The organism is Streptomyces alkaliterrae, assembly GCF_007097205.2.
Taxonomy (GTDB): Bacteria; Actinomycetota; Actinomycetes; order Streptomycetales; family Streptomycetaceae; genus Streptomyces; species Streptomyces alkaliterrae.
In genome coordinates, this window is the sequence record NZ_VJYK02000136.1 from 1 (window position 1) to 14,225 (window position 14,225).

Sequence of the window (14,225 nt, forward strand, 5' to 3'; positions counted from 1 at the left end):
GGGCCACCCCGCCCAGCCAGCGCCCCTCGGAACTGCGGTACAGCTTGCGCAGCGGAGGGACGGGCACGGCCTCGGGCGCCCCGGCAACAGTGGTCATGACCCGATCGTCACACGGGCACCCGGGGCGGTACATCCGGGTAACCCCCGGAAGGAACCCTGAGGACGGAAGTCAGGGACGCGTCCGGGCCGGTCCCCGATACCGCTGGTGCGGGTGAGTCGCCAGTATGGACGCATGACAGAGCAGCGGTGGGGCGCCGGCGCGGGTGCCGGCGGCCCGGTGGGCGGCGGCGCCCGGCGGAGCACGGCGGGCGCGGGCGGCGCGGACGACGTGACCGGCGGGACCGGCGCGGACGGCACGCGTGGCGACGGTGGTGTCGGCGGGCCGGACTCCGGCGCCGGTGGCGGCTGGGGGCCGCACCAGCCGCCGCCGGGGCGCGCCCACGGGCGGCTGGAACGCAGCCGACGCCACAAGGTCGTCGGCGGTGTGTGCGGCGGCCTCGGCCGGCACTTCGACGTGGACCCGATCATCTTCCGGGTGCCCGTCGCCGCGCTGGCCGTGCTCAGCGGCCTCGGGCTGCTCTTCTACGGCTTCGCCTGGCTCTTCATGCCGATGGAGGACGAGGACGAGAACGAGGTGCGGCGGCTGCTGTCCGGCCGCGTGGAGCTGAGTTCGCTGGCGGCCGTGCTGTGCGCGCTGGCCGGTACGGGGTTGGTGCTCGCCTCGCTGGACAACAGCCGGGTGCTGACGTTCGGCGTACTGGTCGGCGCTGCGGTCGGCGCCGCCGCGTACTGGTCGCAGAACAGGCGTACGGACGCGGAGGAGGGCGCGGAGTCGCGCCCCCAGGCGCCCCCCGAGGCGCAGGCGCCCCCCGCACCGGCTGGACCCTCGTGGTGGCGGGAGCCGCAGACCGCCGACTCCTACCTGTGGGGCCCGGAGGAGATGGACGGCGGTGCCGCCGACGAGCTGTGGCGGCCGCCGGAGGGCAGACCGGCGCCACCGGTGGAGAAGGCGCCGCCGCGTCCGGCCTCGCTCGGCGGGCTCGTCTTCACCGGCGCGCTGGCGGCCGCCGTCGCCGGCGGGGCCCTCGCATGGCCGACGCAGCCGCTGGGCACCGCCCTGGTGATCGCGTTCGGCTGCGCCCTGGCCGTGTTCGGCCTCGGACTCCTGATCAGCGCGTTCATCGGTCGGCTGGGCGGCGGCACGATTGTCAACGTCGTACTGACCGGCGTCCTGCTGGTCGGCGCCGCCGCGCTGCCGAGCGACATCACGACAAACTGGGGCGAGCGCTTCTGGCGTCCCGCGACGGCCGCCGAGCTGCGCACGGACTACCGCATCGGCACCGGCCGCGGCGTGCTGGACCTCAGCGGCCTGGAACTCGAGGACGACCAGACGGTCCGCACCTCGGTGCGGGTGGCAGCCGGCGAGCTGGAAGTGATCGTCCCGAAGGACGCCCTGGTCGAGGTCGACCTCAGCGTCGGCCTCGGCGGCTACCAGCTTCCGCAGGCCACGACGGGCTCCGGTGACGGCTCGGTGCACGGCGGCGGATTCCGCGTCACCGAGAAGTACAGCATCGCGCCGAGCGGGCGCGGCGACCCCAAGGGCACGATCGAGCTGCGGCTCGACCTCGGGCTCGGCGGTGCGAACGTGGTCCGGGAAGGCGAGACCGCCTGGGAAGGGAGCCGACCGTGAGTGCCCGCAACCCCTTCGACCCGGCCAGGTTCGTCCTCGGCCTCGCGCTGATCGCCGTGGCGGCGGGCTTCGTCCTGCGCTCGCTGGACCGGCTCACGGTGCCGTACGCGGTGCTCGCCCTGCTGATCCCGGCCGCCCTGCTGCTGTCCGGCCTCGTCGCGGCGACGGACCGGCTGGTGCGCCGCCGCAGCCGCACGGCGGTCCCCGGCCACCACCCGACCGACCTCCCGCCGGGCCGCGAGTAGCCCCGGCAGGGGCGCGCGGCGACGCGCGGCACCCCCTCCGCGCGGCGGGCTCGCCCGGTCCTGTCTCTCTCCGATCCCGTCTCACTCCGATCCCGGGCTGGGCCCCGGACGGCACCGCCCGGTCCGCCCGGACCCGGACCCGCGAGTGCCGGCCCGTCGCGTGGGGAGCACGCGCTGGGTCCCTCCGTGCGACGGGACGGGCATGGACGGGCCCGGCGGCCCTGACATCCGCCGGGCGCCTCCGGCGGTGGAACACCTCGAGCGCCGGGCACGTGGTGTGGTTCCGCGCGCTGGGCGTGTACCGACGCCGGGGTCCTGCCTGTGTCGGCTCTCTTGCGGCGGCGGAACTCCGCGAGTGGGGCCGGGGCCCCGGCACCCGACGCCCCCGCGTGTGGGGGCCCCGCGTGTGGAGGCCCCGCGTGGCGGCATGTCACGGGGAGGGGCCGCTCCGATGGCGGGCACGGTCGCGTCGGCGGCTCGGGGCGGTGGCGTCGCGCCGCCCAGACGGGTTGCGCACGCTGCGGTGTGGGGCGTGTCGTTCGGGTCCGAGCGGTCGCCCACCGAGGGCCTCCGGCGGCCCGCCTCGCCTCCTGTGCCGAGCCGGGCCGTCGAATGTCGTCGGGGCCCTGGGCCGCGTGGCCGGGCCGGCCCGGGGCGGCCACGTCGCGAGGGGGCCCACCGGGCGAGGGGGCGCCGCCACCCGGGCTCCCGGCGGGGCGAGCCGCGCGCCGCCCGGTCCCCTCGTACCCGCGCCTCACGTACCTGCGCCCTACCTGCCCGCGGTGTGCGGCCTCGCCCCGGAGCCTTCGGTCCGCCCGTCGGGCGGGCGTGCGCGGTCAGGCGGTGTCGGCCGCGCCCGCGGTGGCCTCGCGACGCCGGGCGCGGTAGGCGGCCAGGAGGGCGTCGAGGGAGTAGAGGCGGGCGCCGGCGATGATCAGGGGGATCCAGGCCATCAGGTACGGCAGGTCCTGGCTGTAGTAGTAGGTGTCGATGTTCCAGCTGATGGTGAGCCAGAACGACAGGGAGATCAGCGCGCCGCCGACGGCCGCCACTCTGGTGAACAGACCGGCCAGCGTGCCGAGGCCGACGGCCAGTTCGCCGAAGGCGATGGCGTAGCCGAAGGTGTCCGGGTCGGTCAGCGCGAGGTCGAGCAGCCAGGGCGCGGCGGCTCCCTGCACCGAGTTCAGCAGGCCTTCCATCAGTCCGGGGAAGGCCGGGTCGGTGAGCTTGTCGAGACCGGCGTAGCAGAACGTCACGCCGAGGAAGAGGCGTAGCGGCAGCAGTGCGACGTCGGCGAGGCCCGGCGCGGTGCTTCGGGCCGCGCGGGTGGCCCGTGCGGCGTGCCGGCCGCCGCCGCCCTCCTGCGGGTCCGGTTCGCGGCCCGCGTGGGAGTGCGGGTTCCGGTCGGGTCCGGGGTTCGGGTTCCGGTTGGGGAGAGTCACGGTACTGCCCCTCTTCCGTTGTGACAGCCTGGTACCAGCGTGCGGAGAGTGTGCGCTCACCGCATGCCAGGCAGTACGGGCCGGTGGGCCGCGCCGTTCAGCACGCGGCCGGGGGCTTCGAGGGGCCGGACGCTTCGAGGGGGCCGGGCACGTTGAGTGGCCCGGCTGGGCTCAGGCGACGCGGACGGCCGTGTTGAACGGCATCTCGGTGATCGGCGCGTAGCGTACCGGCGTGCCGGGGCGGGGCGCGTGGATCATCTGGCCGTTGCCGACGTACAGCCCGACGTGGGTGAGTCCGGAGTAGAAGAACACCAGGTCGCCGGGGGCGAGCTGGTCGCGGGAGATCCGGCGGCCGGCGTTGACCTGGGTGTAGGTGGTGCGGGGGAGGGAGACGCCGGCGGACCGCCAGGCGGCCTGGGTGAGGCCTGAGCAGTCGAAGGAGTTGGGGCCCGTGGCGCCCCAGACGTACGGCTTGCCGAGTGCGCCGCGCGCGTAGGCGATGGCCTGCGCGGCCCGGCCGGCGGCCGGCGGCGGAGTGCCGAGGTCGGGGCGGGGCTCGGAACGGTCGCCCCGGGTGGGGGCCGGGGCGTCCAGGACGCGGGCGCGCTGTTCGGCGGTGAGCCGGTCCAACAGCCGCTGAGCGCGGGCGAGTTTGGTCTCGGCGGAGCGGCGGTGCTCCCGGGCGGTGCGGCGTGCCTCCTGTACTTCGGCCGTGCGCTTCGCGGCCTCCGCGCGGAGCTGCCGCACCTCGCGGAGCCGGGACTGGAGCTGTCCGAGGACGTGGGCCTGGCGGGCCCCGGCCTGCTCGGCTGCCGCCGCGTGGCGCAGGTACTGCTCGGGCGACTCGGACAGCGCCAGCCGCAGCACCGAGCTTCCGGTGCCGGACCGGTACTGGGCGGTGGCGACGGCGCCCAGAGTGCGGCGTGCCTTGTTGGCCTCGGCGGTCGTCCGGGCGGCCCGGTCGCGGAGTCCTTCCAGCCGGCGTTCGGCGGTACGGGCGCGGTCCCCGGCGGCGTGGTGCGCCTCGGCGGCCTCCTCCGCCTGCCGGTGCAGCCGGTCGACCTCGGCCTTGACCCCGTCGACGGTGGGCTTCGGCTCGGCCTGGGCGGCGCCGCCACCGAGGGTGGTGGTCGTGGCCGCCCCGGCGAGGACCAGCGCGGCCCACGCGGTGGAGCCGGCGGGCCCTGCCGGGAGGGTCCGGACGGACCGGGGGCGTCGGTGTCTGTGCTGCGCTGCCATGTCCCGGGACGCTACGACCGGCGCCCCGGCGCGGGTTGCCGATTGACCGGCACTGGCCGTCGCCGACCGCTTGGTGCCGTGAGGCGACACCATCCCCGTCGGTGTGGACCGATACACGGCGGAGAACGACCGGTTCCCGGTGTTCGACTGAGGGTCACCTCACCTCCGGCGCCCGCCCGTCGCCCGGATACGCTCCCGGCATGGACGTCGTCATCAAGATCTTCGTGGCCCTGCACATCATCGGTATCGCGGCCCTGCTCGGTGGCTTCCTCGCGCAGATGAAGTCGCTGCGGACCGGCGAAGGCCGGATGACACCCGGGATGCTGCACGGCGCCTTCACCATGCTGGCCACCGGCATCATCCTCGTGGGTCTCAACCAGGCCGACGGAGGCGACCTCAACCACATAAAGATCGGCATCAAGACGGCGGTGCTGGTGGTGATCCTCGGCCTGGTCTACGTCAAGCGCGACGAGGAGAAGGTGCCGTCCGGCCTGCTCGGCGCCGTCGCCGGACTGACCACCTTCAACATCTTCCTCGCCACCATCTGGACCTGAGCACCGCCAGGCCTCCGAACTCTGCCGGGCCTCTGCCCCACGTCCGAGCCCGAACTGACCCGCCAGGCCCCGCCTGGCGGGTCAGTTGTCCTTGCGGCGCCAGAGTTCCCAGCGGTTGGGGTAGCGGACGCGGACGTCGCCGAGCCCGGCGCGGCCGGTGATCTCCAGGGTGGGGGCGGCGGGGTCCCCGGGCTCGGTGGCCTTGTTGCGGACGGTGCCGATGTTGGCCCGCATGGCGTGCGAGCGGACCGTCCAGCCGTGCGGGACGATCACGGTGACCTCGCCGACGCCCGCGTTGATGTCCAGGGAGACCTCCGAGTGGCGGCAGACGGCCTCGGAGAAGTCGATCTTGATGTCGCCGAGCCGGCTGGTGACGCTGATCCGCGACGGGACCACCCAGTGGCCCTTCTGCACGATGTCGCCCGCCCCGGCCTTGATCACCATCGGTTCACCGGGGTCGGCGGGCGCGGCGGTGGCACCGGACGGCAGGTCGGCCGTCAGCGGGGCCAGATCCCCGTACGTCTTGGCGTTGAACGCCTTCTCCAGCCGCTCCTCCAGCTCGTCGAGGTCGAGACGGCCGTCTCCTGCGGCCTCGCGCAGCCGCTCGGCGACCGCCTCCCGGTCACTGTGGGAGGCCCGCAGGTCCGCGTCGCGCCTGGGTCGGGGGGCGGGAGCGGAGGAGGGATCAGTCATGGTCGCCAGTCTATGAGCCGGTCGGGGGCGGTGGCGGGGGTGTGCGTGACCTTCCGGCCGCAGGGAAGCCGGGGACGCTGTCGTACGGGGGCTCTAGACTCGGTCAGCGATGAGCAGCCTCTTCGACGACAGTTTCCTGGCCCACCTCGAGCCCCCGGCGGAGGAGGAGCCTCCGCCTCCGCCCGAGGACCATCTGGCGCCCCCGGCGGAGGAGCTTCCCGAGGGCTTCTTCGCCGCCACCCATCTCCGGGAGGACGGCCGGGACGCCTACCACCACGGTGGTGCGCCGCGTGTGGTCATCGACCCCGACGCGCTGCTTGAGGGGTTGAACGACCAGCAGCGGGCCGCCGTGCTGCACAGCGGGTCGCCGCTGCTCATCGTCGCCGGCGCCGGTTCCGGCAAGACGCGGGTCCTCACCCACCGCATCGCACACCTGCTGGGCGCCCGTGGCGTGCACCCGGGGCAGGTCCTGGCGATCACGTTCACCAACAAGGCCGCCGGCGAGATGAAGGAGCGGGTGGCCGAGTTGGTCGGCCCGCGCGCGCAGTCGATGTGGGTGTCGACGTTCCACAGCGCGTGTGTGCGCATCCTGCGCCGGGAGAGCAAGAAGCTCGGCTTCACCTCGTCGTTCTCGATCTACGACGCCGCCGACTCCAAGCGGCTGATGGCGCTCGTCTGCCGGGACCTCGACCTGGACCCGAAGCGCTTCCCGCCGAAGGCGTTCAGCGCGAAGATCTCGAACCTGAAGAACGAGCTGGTCGACGAGGAGGACTTCGCCGGTCAGGCCCAGGAGCCCTTCGAGAAGACGCTCGCCGAGGCGTACACGCTGTACCAGTCGCGGCTGCGCGAGGCGAACGCGCTGGACTTCGACGACATCATCATGACCACCGTGCACCTGCTCCAGGCGTTCCCCGAGGTCGCCGAGCACTACCGCAGGCGCTTCCGGCACGTCCTGGTCGACGAGTACCAGGACACCAACCACGCCCAGTACACCCTGATCAGGGAACTGGTCGGGGTCACCGGCGGGGAGCCGGCGGAGGACGCCGGCCCGGCCGAGCGCGCCGAACTGTGCGTCGTGGGTGACGCGGACCAGAGCATCTACGCCTTCCGGGGCGCCACGATCCGCAACATCCTCCAGTTCGAGGAGGACTACCCCGACGCCACCACGATCCTGCTGGAGCAGAACTACCGCTCCACGCAGACCATCCTCAGCGCCGCCAACGCCGTCATCGAGCGCAACGAGAACCGCCGGCCGAAGAACCTGTGGACGCAGGCCGGCACCGGCGCCCGCATCACCGGCTACGTCGCGGACACCGAGCACGACGAGGCCCAGTTCGTCGCCGACGAGATCGACCGGCTCACCGACGCCGGCAAGGCGCGCGCCGGCGACGTCGCCGTCTTCTACCGCACCAACGCGCAGTCCCGGGTGTTCGAGGAGGTCTTCATCCGGGTCGGGCTGCCCTACAAGGTCGTCGGGGGCGTGCGCTTCTACGAGCGCAAGGAGGTCCGGGACGTCCTGGCCTACCTGCGGGTCCTGGCGAACCCGGAGGACGCCGTACCGCTGCGGCGCATCCTCAACGTGCCCAAGCGCGGCATCGGCGACCGCGCCGAGGCGATGATCGAGGCGCTGTCGGCGCGGGAGCGCATCACCTTCCCCGAGGCGCTGCGCCGCGTCGACGAGGCGTACGGCATGGCCGCCCGCTCGGCGAACGCCGTCAAGCGGTTCAACGCCCTGATGGAGGAGCTGCGCACGATCGTGGAGTCGGGCGCGGGCCCGGCCACCGTGCTGGAGGCCGTCCTGGAGCGGACGGGCTACCTCGCCGAACTCCAGGCGTCCACCGACCCGCAGGACGAGACGCGCGTCGAGAACCTCCAGGAACTCGCCGCCGTGGCCCTGGAGTTCGAGCAGGAGCGCGGGGAGGACGAACCGGGCACGCTCGCCGAGTTCCTGGAGCAGGTGGCGCTCGTCGCCGACTCCGACCAGATCCCGGACGAGGAGGAGCGGGAGGACGGCAGCGGCGTCATCACGCTGATGACCCTGCACACCGCCAAGGGACTGGAGTTCCCCGTCGTCTTCCTCACCGGCATGGAGGACGGCGTCTTCCCGCACATGCGGGCGCTCGGGCAGAACAAGGAGCTGGAGGAGGAGCGGCGGCTGGCCTACGTCGGCATCACCCGGGCCAGGGAGCGCCTGTACCTCAGCCGCTCCACCATGCGCAGCGCCTGGGGCCAGCCGGCGTACAACCCGCCCTCGCGGTTCCTGGAGGAGATCCCCGCCGAGTACGTCGACTGGCGGCGCACGGGCGCGGCGGCCCGCGCGCCGATGGCCCCGACCAGCGGCCTCACCTCCGCCTCGGGCGGCGGGCGGCGCGGCGCGTCCGGCTTCGCCACGCGGCGGGCCGGCCGGGAGAAGCCGGTGGTGTCGCTGTCCGTGGGCGACCGCGTGACGCACGACAGCTTCGGCCTCGGCCGGGTCGTCGCGGTGAAGGGCAGCGGGGAGGGCGCGGAGGCGACGATCGACTTCGGCGACCCGAAGCCGAAGCGGCTGCTGCTGCGGTACGCGCCGGTGGAGAAGCTGTAGCGGGTGCGGGCGGCGCGGGGGCGCCGGTGCCGTCGGGTACCGGCCTCCGCGCGTCGGCGCGGGGCGGGGACCGTCAGGTGGGGTCGAGGCCCTTGGAACGGAACCAGGCGACAGGGTCCACCGCAGAACCGCCGCCCGGACGCACCTCGAAGTGCAGGTGCGGGCCGGTGGAGTTGCCCGAGTTGCCGGAGTAGGCGATCGTGTCGCCGGCCTTGACCGGGCCGGAGCGGATCTTCGTGCTGCTCAGGTGGCAGTACCAGGTCTGGGTGCCGTCGGCGGCGGTGACGATCGCCATGTTGCCGTACGCGAGGTCCCACTTGGTGGTGACCGTGCCGTCCGTGGCGGCCAGCACCGGCGTGCCGTAGCCGACGGGGAAGTCGATGCCGGTGTGCAGGGACATCCAGTTGATGCCCGCCTGGCCGTAGTACGCGCTCAGCCCGGGGCGGACGGGCAGCGCGAACTTCGGACGCATCGCCTCCTTGCGCGCGGCCTCCGCCTCCTTGCGTTTGCGCTCCGCCTCCTGGCGTTCCTTGAGGTCGATGCGCTCCTGCGTGCGGCTGGCGCGGCCCGCGAAGTCCCCGGCGTCGGCGGAGACCCCGGCGAGCTGGCTGTCGAGCTTGCGGTTCGCCTTCGACGGCTGGACGGGCACACCCTCGTCGGGCGCGGCCTGCGTGGACTTGTCGTCGTCCTTGGAGATCCCGGTGACCGAGGCGGCGGCGATGCCGGCGACGCCCATCACGGCCACGGACGGCACGGCGACCGTCAGCAGCGCCGAACGCTTCGGCTTCGCCGCCCGCCGCCGACTGGCCCGGCCGCCGCCACCCGGCGCGTGGCCCACCGCCGCGACGGTGTCGTCCAGCTCGTACGGCGCTTCCTCCGCCGGGTGGCTGTCGTCGAGGCGGCCGTGGTCGTGGTGGTCGTGGTCGTAGTCCCGGTCGTGGCCTTGCTCGGGGCCGTGGCCGTTCTCATGCCCGTGCTCGTGTTCGTGCTCGCCGTGGGAGTGGGCGGCCTGGCCGGAGTCCTCGAGGCGGCCGACGTCGTCGGTGCCGGGGTCGTCTTCCGCGTTGTGGGCGGCACGGAGTGTGGAGACGTCCCAGGAGCCGCTTCCCCAGGTGCTGGTCGTCTCGGCCTCCGGGACGGAGCTGCCGGCGCCGGTGTCGTCCGCCGTCTGCCAGCCGCCGTGCTCGGAGCCGCCGTGCTCGACCGTCGGGTACGCGCCGGAGTCGTAGACGTCGTAGCCGCCGGTGTCGTACGGGACGTTGTCGTACGAGACGTTGTCGTACGAGGTGGTCTGCGGTCCGGCGTCGTAACTGGTGGCGTCGTACGAGGCGTTGTCGTAGGACGCCGTGCCGTACGTGCCCGTGTCGTATCCGGCTGACTCGTACCCGGCCGTGTCGTACGAACCGCCGCCGTACTGGCCGCTGTTGTACTGGTCGCTGTTGTACTGGTCGCCGTTGTACGAATCGGTGTCAGGCGTGCCCGTCCCGAACGCCTCGGGGGTGTAGGCGGGGTGGTTCACCGTCGCGTGGCCGCCGGTGTCCGGGCTGTCGGCCGGGTACTCGGAAGCGGTGTCGCCGCCCGTCGAGTAGGCGTCGGCGGCCCAACTGTGGTCCGGCTGGCTGGGGATGCCGGGCGAGGCCTGGTAGGTGCCGTCCGCCCACAGGGCGCTGGTGTCGTAGGCACCGCTGTCGTAGGCGGCGCTGTCGTGGAAGCCTCCCCCGGTCTCCGGCCGGGAGGTGCCCCCGTGGGTCTGCCCGTAGTCCGGGTACTGCTGGTGTCCCTGGGTGTCGACCGTGGAGTGCGCGCCGGTGTCGTAGCCGGGGTAGCCGTATCCGGTGTCGGTGCCGTGCTGCTGGTAGGTGGCGTCCGTGCCGTAGGCCGGCTCCTGGGCCGTCGCCGTGTAGCCGCCTTCGAAGGTGGTGGCGTAGCCGTCGAACGAGGCGTCGTAGGCGGTGTCGCTCGGGTTCGCGGAGCCCGACGGGGGACGGTCGTTCACCACCAACTTCTCTTTCGCCTCGGAGACAGGACCTGGCGCATCAGTGCGGCGACTGTACCCGGCGGTATGCGGCAACGACAATCTTCCCAGGGTTTTGGGGTGGTGAAAGCCGGGCAATAGGACGCCTTTCGGCGGACTACGGACCGGTAGCCGACGGGGCGTTCGAAACGTGTTCGAATCCCGCACTCGGGGCCTGGTCTAGGCGACGTCCCCGCGCGCGTCCTGGACGGCGGGGCCGACACCCGGATCGACCAGTTCCTGCCGGATTCGGGCGATGACCGCCCAGTGCGCGGGCATCGCCAGGTGGCCGACGCCGTGCACCGGGACCTCCCGGACGGACAGGTCGGGATGGTCGAGCCGGGCCGTCCCGGTCGGGTTCATCACCGGGTCGTGATCGCTCCAGAACGAGACGAATCGCGTGTCGCACCCCGGCGTCGGCTCGGTCAGCTCCGAGAGCACCGGGGACCCGGGCCTGATCTGCCGCACCAGCGGATGCACGGACAGCAGCACACCGGCGTCCGTGCCCTGGTGCGGGGTGCCGAGCGTCACCAGCGTGTGGACGCGGCGGTGACCGCCCAGCCGCTGGACGGCGTAGCGGGCGACGAGTCCGCCCAGACTGTGGCTCACGACGTCCACTCGCGGGTGACCCGTGCGCTCCCGGACCGCGTCGATCTCCGCGAGCAGCGCCTGTGCGGCGGCCCGCAGGTCGGTGGTGAACGGGGAGTAGTTGACACCGGCGACCGCCTGCCAGCCGTTCCTGAGCAGGGACAGCCGCAGCAGCGTGAAGACACTGCGGTTGTCCACGAAGCCGTGCAGCAGGAGGACCGGGCGCGGGCCGCGAAAGCCCTCCGGCGGTACCGGCACCGGCGCGTCCCGCCGCAGGCCCGTCGGGTACAGCAGCAGGTGGCCGGCGAGCGCGGTCGCCTCCAGCGCCGTGACCCGCATCGCTCTGACGAGCGCAGGCTCCCGCATGCCGAACCCCCGGTCGTGACTGCACCGCCGCCGCGTGAACGGTGACTGCTGGGTGGAGACGCGGCGTCCCGGCCGGTCGGCCGGCAGCTGATCGTGGAGCGGGCGGCGGGCCGATGGCCGTGGTCGACGACCCCCGCCACGAGGCGGATCCGGGCGGGATGGCCTGCCGCCTGCGGATGACGCCCCTGGGTGGTGCCCGTGGATGATGTTGTCCTGGATGTGATTTCCCCCTCCCGCTCTGCTGCGAAACGAACCCGTGGGCGATGCTGGGGTGAAGAGTGTCCGCTCACCGGGCCCGAACAGGGCGGCCCGGGCCGCAGTCAATGACGATGGAGGCAGCGATGGGTGTGTCGGGTCCGATCCGTGTGGTGGTCGCCAAGCCGGGGCTCGACGGCCACGACCGGGGTGCGAAGGTGATCGCGCGAGCGCTGCGCGACGCCGGCATGGAGGTCATCTACACCGGGCTGCACCAGACGCCCGAGCAGATCGTGGACACCGCCATCCAGGAGGACGCCGACGCCATCGGCCTGTCGATTCTCTCCGGCGCGCACAACACGCTGTTCGCGAAGGTGCTGGAACTGCTGAGCGAGCGGGACGCGGCGGACATCAAGGTCTTCGGCGGCGGGATCATCCCGGAGGAGGACATCCCGCCGCTCAAGGAGCAGGGCGTCGCGGCGCTCTTCACCCCGGGCGCGACCACCGGCGAGATCGTCGAGTGGGTCCGCACCCACGTCGGCCCGGTAGCCGCCTGACACCGCCGCCCCCGGGGACTCCGGCCCCCGGGGCTGACGGCATCCGCGCCGGAAGCCGGCCGTCTACCGGCCGGCGCCGGGCGTCGGGTCTGCGCCCTGGGCGTCGGCGGGTCGTTCCGCGCGCGGCGGTCCCGCGTGCATCTCGGCGCGCATCTCGGCGCGTATCCGCAGGGTGCACACCAGTCGGTCGAAGGCGTCCGACCAGTAGCCGGCGGCCCCGGGCGCCGCGTCCTCCGGCTCGTCCGGACGGGCGGCGAGCGGGGCGAGCCGGTCGGCCTGCGCCGGGTCGAGACATCGCTCGGCCAGGCCCAGCACACCGCTGAAACTCCACGGGTAGCTGCCGGCCTCCCTCGCTATCTCCAGGGCGTCGACCACCACCTGCCCGAGCCCGGTGGTCCACGGCACCGCGCAGCTGCCGAGCACCCGGAACGCGTCGGACAGGCCGTGCGCCCCCACAAAGCCGGCGACCCACTCGGCGCGGGCGTCGGCCGGCAGCACCGCGAGCAGCCGGGCGGGGTCGCCCGGGGTCTCGTCGACCGGGCCTGCGGGGCTGCCGAGCAGCGCCGCCGCCCACTCCGCGTTCCGCTGCCGGACGGCCGCCCAGGCCCATGACGCGTGCAGGTCCGCCCGCCAGTCGTCGGCGACCGGCAGCGCCACCAGCTCCGCCGGGCTGCGGCCGCCCAGACGCGCGGCCCAGTCCGCGAGCGGCGCCGACTCCACGACCTGCACCAGCCACCAGGAACGCGCTCCCCGCCCGGCCGGCGGCTCAGGCGAGACGCCGTCCCGGCGCATGCCGTTGTCGCACTCGTACGGCGGCTCCACCACCAGCCGGCCCGCCTGTCCCGAAGCGCGGTCCAGACTGACGCACCCCCTGGCGCGCAAGGACATCCGGCGGGCGAGCCTGCTGTCCGGGAGCGCGGACAGCAGCTCGGCGGCGGTGGAGCGGACGTTCCTGCTGCGGTCGCCGAGAGCGGCTTCCAGGAACGGCTCGTCAGCCACGGACAGCCCGGCCCGCAGCGAGTCCAGGAACATCAGCCGGTCCTCCGCCCGCTCCGTCGACCAGGTGGAGGCCAGCAGCTCCCGGCCCGCGGCCGGGTCCTGCCCGCGTACGGCCGTCAGCAGCGCCACACGTTCGGCGAACAACCCCTCCTCCCAGGTACGGCGGACGTCGGCGGCGCTCTGGGGCGTGTCGCCCGGCCCGTGGGCGGCGGTACGCAGCGCGAACCGCCACTCGCTTCTGCGCTCCGCCAACCAGCGGCCCCGGGGACCGATGAACGCCAGTACCTCGGTGCGCAGGTCGGTGCGGGCCCGCGCGGCATCCAGCAGCGCCGGTATCAGTGCGGGCGGCGCCCGGTAGCCCCGCTCCCTGGCGAGGGTGAGCCATTCGGGCAGCAGCTCGCCGAGGTCGAGCCGCAGACTTGTCGGTCCCGTGGCCTGGCCGTGGCGGCCGGACCTGCTGAGCAGGTGTTCCAGCCGGGCGACGGCGGCGGCCGGCAGCGGCCCGCGCGGATCGGGCGCGGCGGGCTCGGGCCGGGTCCGCGCGGCGGCCGGACGCAGGCCCGCCCGAGCCCGGACGGTGGCGACCGCCGCCCGGTCGAGCAGCGCCCGCGGCGAGCCGCCCGGCGGCCTCCGCCGCTCGGCGCCCAACAGCGCGGCCGTCACCAGCTCCTCCCACGACGCCGGCTCGGCCTCGGCGGTGGTCCCCGGCTCGGCCCCCGGCCCGGCAGCGGACCGCGCCGTAGACCCCTCCGCGGACCCCTCCGCGGACCCCTCCGCAGACCGCTCCGCAGACCCCGCCGCCCATCCGGCCGACAGTGCGGCCGGCCGTGGTGCCCGTGTGGTGCCGTGTGACGTCACAGCATGACCGCCTCTCCCTCTGACCAGACCGTGTGCGGCACAAAGCCCTCCGGACCGCACTCACCGAACACCGTGAGCGGATCGCCGCCGGAGACCGCCGCCAAGGTCCACCGGCCCGCTCCCGTGGCGCGGTGCAGCGGCAGCGCGTCCTCGCCGTCCGACTCGGCGAGCTGCCAACCCTCCCCACCCTCGCCGGGTATCGGC

Annotated in this window: 12 protein-coding genes and 1 pseudogene; 5 read left to right on the forward strand and 8 right to left on the reverse strand. The window is 73.9% G+C overall.

Translation table 11 applies throughout. The features are described 5' to 3' along the window. Positions 1 to 97: PspC domain-containing protein (locus tag FNX44_RS30000; protein WP_143648642.1), on the reverse strand; the 97-nt coding region annotated here is incomplete at its 3' end. 135 nt (positions 98 to 232) lie between these two features. Between FNX44_RS30000 and FNX44_RS14465 the strand changes: the two genes are divergently transcribed. Both FNX44_RS14465 and FNX44_RS14470 read left to right on the forward strand, forming a co-directional pair. Then, positions 233 to 1,690, forward strand: a complete 1,458-nt coding sequence (locus tag FNX44_RS14465; protein WP_143648643.1) for a PspC domain-containing protein — start codon at positions 233 to 235, stop codon at positions 1,688 to 1,690. After that, on the forward strand, positions 1,687 to 1,935 hold the full coding sequence (locus tag FNX44_RS14470) for a hypothetical protein (protein ID WP_143648644.1): 249 nt from the start codon (positions 1,687 to 1,689) through the stop codon (positions 1,933 to 1,935). The genes FNX44_RS14465 and FNX44_RS14470 overlap by 4 nt, the downstream gene beginning before the upstream one ends. Positions 1,936 to 2,771: 836 nt before the next feature. On the opposite strand, the gene FNX44_RS14475 is transcribed toward FNX44_RS14470, so the two are convergent. Both FNX44_RS14475 and FNX44_RS14480 read right to left on the reverse strand, forming a co-directional pair. Then, complete coding sequence (locus FNX44_RS14475; RefSeq protein ID WP_143648645.1) at positions 2,772 to 3,377, reverse strand: DoxX family protein; 606 nt, start codon at positions 3,375 to 3,377, stop codon at positions 2,772 to 2,774. Between the two features lie 171 nt (positions 3,378 to 3,548). Further along, complete coding sequence (locus FNX44_RS14480) at positions 3,549 to 4,616, reverse strand: C40 family peptidase (protein ID WP_143648646.1); 1,068 nt, start codon at positions 4,614 to 4,616, stop codon at positions 3,549 to 3,551. Between the two features lie 200 nt (positions 4,617 to 4,816). On the opposite strand from FNX44_RS14480, the gene FNX44_RS14485 reads away from it, so the two are divergent. Continuing rightward, positions 4,817 to 5,170, forward strand: coding sequence for a hypothetical protein (locus FNX44_RS14485; RefSeq protein WP_143648647.1), 354 nt, complete (start codon positions 4,817 to 4,819; stop codon positions 5,168 to 5,170). Positions 5,171 to 5,251: 81 nt separating this feature from the next. On the opposite strand, the gene FNX44_RS14490 is transcribed toward FNX44_RS14485, so the two are convergent. Continuing rightward, complete coding sequence (locus FNX44_RS14490) at positions 5,252 to 5,863, reverse strand: DUF1707 SHOCT-like domain-containing protein (protein WP_143648648.1); 612 nt, start codon at positions 5,861 to 5,863, stop codon at positions 5,252 to 5,254. Positions 5,864 to 5,972: 109 nt separating this feature from the next. On the opposite strand from FNX44_RS14490, the gene pcrA reads away from it, so the two are divergent. Beyond that, a complete protein-coding gene (gene pcrA / locus FNX44_RS14495; RefSeq protein WP_143648649.1) occupies positions 5,973 to 8,444 on the forward strand; it encodes a DNA helicase PcrA in 2,472 nt (823 codons plus the stop codon). A 73-nt stretch (positions 8,445 to 8,517) separates the two neighbouring features. Here the strand turns inward: pcrA and FNX44_RS28575 are convergent, their stop codons facing one another. Both FNX44_RS28575 and FNX44_RS14505 read right to left on the reverse strand, forming a co-directional pair. Beyond that, positions 8,518 to 10,440: a M23 family metallopeptidase gene (locus FNX44_RS28575; RefSeq protein ID WP_323369347.1), complete on the reverse strand. Its 1,923-nt coding sequence runs from the start codon at positions 10,438 to 10,440 to the stop codon at positions 8,518 to 8,520. A 198-nt stretch (positions 10,441 to 10,638) separates the two neighbouring features. Then, positions 10,639 to 11,412, reverse strand: coding sequence for an esterase/lipase family protein (locus FNX44_RS14505; RefSeq protein WP_143648651.1), 774 nt, complete (start codon positions 11,410 to 11,412; stop codon positions 10,639 to 10,641). Positions 11,413 to 11,753: 341 nt separating this feature from the next. Here FNX44_RS14505 and icmB point away from each other — a divergent pair, with 341 nt between their 5' ends. Further along, a complete protein-coding gene (gene icmB / locus FNX44_RS14510; protein ID WP_143648652.1) occupies positions 11,754 to 12,164 on the forward strand; it encodes a coenzyme B12-dependent isobutyryl CoA mutase small subunit in 411 nt (136 codons plus the stop codon). 63 nt (positions 12,165 to 12,227) lie between these two features. On the opposite strand, the gene FNX44_RS14515 is transcribed toward icmB, so the two are convergent. Together FNX44_RS14515 and FNX44_RS28030 are read right to left on the reverse strand one after the other, a co-directional pair. Further along, on the reverse strand, positions 12,228 to 13,826 hold the full coding sequence (locus FNX44_RS14515; RefSeq protein WP_407699137.1) for a DUF5691 domain-containing protein: 1,599 nt from the start codon (positions 13,824 to 13,826) through the stop codon (positions 12,228 to 12,230). A 191-nt stretch (positions 13,827 to 14,017) separates the two neighbouring features. Beyond that, positions 14,018 to 14,225 (reverse strand): annotated as a pseudogene (locus FNX44_RS28030) (SWIM zinc finger family protein); the annotation flags it as partial.

Excerpts from the sequence above, each read along its gene's own strand:
- FNX44_RS14465 (WP_143648643.1), top strand. The coding sequence starts at position 233 with ATGACAGAGCAGCGGTGGGGCGCCGGCGCGGGTGCCGGCGGCCCGGTG.
- FNX44_RS14480 (WP_143648646.1), bottom strand. The coding sequence starts at position 4,616 with ATGGCAGCGCAGCACAGACACCGACGCCCCCGGTCCGTCCGGACCCTC.
- FNX44_RS14485 (WP_143648647.1), top strand. The coding sequence starts at position 4,817 with ATGGACGTCGTCATCAAGATCTTCGTGGCCCTGCACATCATCGGTATC.
- FNX44_RS14490 (WP_143648648.1), bottom strand. The coding sequence starts at position 5,863 with ATGACTGATCCCTCCTCCGCTCCCGCCCCCCGACCCAGGCGCGACGCG.
- pcrA (WP_143648649.1), top strand. The coding sequence starts at position 5,973 with ATGAGCAGCCTCTTCGACGACAGTTTCCTGGCCCACCTCGAGCCCCCG.
- FNX44_RS14505 (WP_143648651.1), bottom strand. The coding sequence starts at position 11,412 with ATGCGGGAGCCTGCGCTCGTCAGAGCGATGCGGGTCACGGCGCTGGAG.
- icmB (WP_143648652.1), top strand. The coding sequence starts at position 11,754 with ATGGGTGTGTCGGGTCCGATCCGTGTGGTGGTCGCCAAGCCGGGGCTC.